The organism is Elusimicrobiota bacterium, from assembly GCA_016788905.1.
Classification (GTDB): Bacteria; Elusimicrobiota; Elusimicrobia; order FEN-1173; family FEN-1173; genus JADKHR01.
In genome coordinates, this window is record JAEURZ010000042.1 from 1 (window position 1) to 1,610 (window position 1,610).

The 1,610-nt window shown below is 53.4% G+C and carries 1 protein-coding gene; it reads right to left on the minus strand.

From position 1 onward, the window contains the following. Positions 1-77: 77 nt before the first annotated feature. The gene (locus tag JNK54_10685) at positions 78-1,484 is read right to left on the minus strand and encodes an IS66 family transposase (GenBank protein ID MBL8024724.1); all 1,407 of its coding nucleotides are present in this window, start codon (positions 1,482-1,484) and stop codon (positions 78-80) included. Between the last annotated feature and the right edge of the window lie 126 nt (positions 1,485-1,610).

Here is a 1,610-nt window from a genome sequence, read left to right on the forward strand (position 1 = left end):
GTGTCTGTTTAGCTCCAGGGGGTGAGAAACCAAAATAAGGGTGAGCTGAAGGGCGGAACCCCCCTTAGATACCGGAGCTATGTCAGTGGAAAGAGAACCGGAGGTGCTGCGGGGGCCCTTAGATTGGGGCGGTTTTGTCGGTGGTGGAGATAGGCGTGTGCAATGTCCTTAAGGACAGGCCGCTTTTGGAGTAGGAGAGTTTGAACCAGACTGGACAATGTCCCATGGGCTCCTGCGCCGGCCGGTGTGCGGTTTTGGAATGAGCGGTTTCGAATAATAACGTGGGGTTTAATAGCTCGTTCGGCCGTGTTATTGTCGGAAGGTAATCCAGGCACATCGAGAAAGGTGAAAAGACTGTCCCGGTGCAGGAGGATTCTCTTACTGAGCCGTTTCCAGATGGGATTGGAATAAGAAGCGGTGGCAAATTCAAACAATCGCTCTTTGGCACGTCGGACCTTCCGAGCGAAAACAAGGGAAGACCAGTGGGAGCGTCGGTCCACCAACCGTTGGGCGTCGGCCAAGAGACGTTTAAGCTTTTTTTCTGGTTCGGTGAAATCCAACGGGGGATCATCGCCCCGTTGCTCCCGGATTTCACGTCGAAGGTGGACAAGACATTTCTGCTTTCGGCCATGAATCTTTGTGTTGTAGGCGTGGAGAAAATCGCTCACAAGGACCCCTGTGAAGAGTTTGCCGAGAATGCCGATGGGCACGTCACTCCCCCGCCTTTTGTCAACGCAAAAATACGCCCAGGTCTCATTGACGAACGCCCAGAGCCAATGAGAGACGCCGTTGATGGTCCACCCGGTTTCATCGACGTGCTTAACGGCAGCGGTTCGAATGGCCTCGCGAATCTGGTCACTTTCAATGCGCAGATAACCCGCCAGGCGTTGGAACGATTGGGTGATGGCCCCCTGGGATACGGTAAGCCCACAGAGGTCATGGAGGAGCGTTTGAATTTTGTTGGTGGGGATGGCCACATGGTATTTCAGCCAGACCATGGTGGCCAACGCCTGGGGACCCAGATACCCGCCTGGAACTTCATCCGAGGCGGGGGGGGCCACGACGTCGGTATGGCACGTGGTACACCAATAGGCATGATGGACGAACCGGACAACCTCCACCCGTGCCGGAATAATATCCTCCTGGATATGGGACGACGAATCGGTTGTTTCATTGAGGGGCCCCTGACATTGGGGACAACAGTCGAGTCGTTGATCAACGATCCGATCGATGTGCGTGGGCGTCGGGCGGGTGCACCCGGGGTGGTTCTTCTTGCGGCCCCAGCGATGGGGAGGAAGGCTTTTGGCTTTTCCGGTTTTTAGGAAGTCGGGTTTCTTGTCGGAAGAGGCGGAGGCCCCTTTGGTTGGTTTTTTAAGGAGGGCCTCGTATTTTTCCTGGAGAGATTTCAGTCGTTCCTCGAGCTCGAGGATTTTGTCCACCAGTTTTTCTTTATCTTCCGACAGAAGTGTGAGGCGTGTGTTCATGTCGCAAAGATAGAAAATTAAAAAAGTTTGTACAAGTAACAATCTTGTAACAGTTTTTATGGCCTGGGAAATTTTAATTCAAAAATTATGTTCCCCGTCGATCACCCCCTGGAGCTAAACAGACAC

Excerpts from the sequence above, each read along its gene's own strand:
- JNK54_10685 (MBL8024724.1), bottom strand. The coding sequence starts at position 1,484 with ATGAACACACGCCTCACACTTCTGTCGGAAGATAAAGAAAAACTGGTG.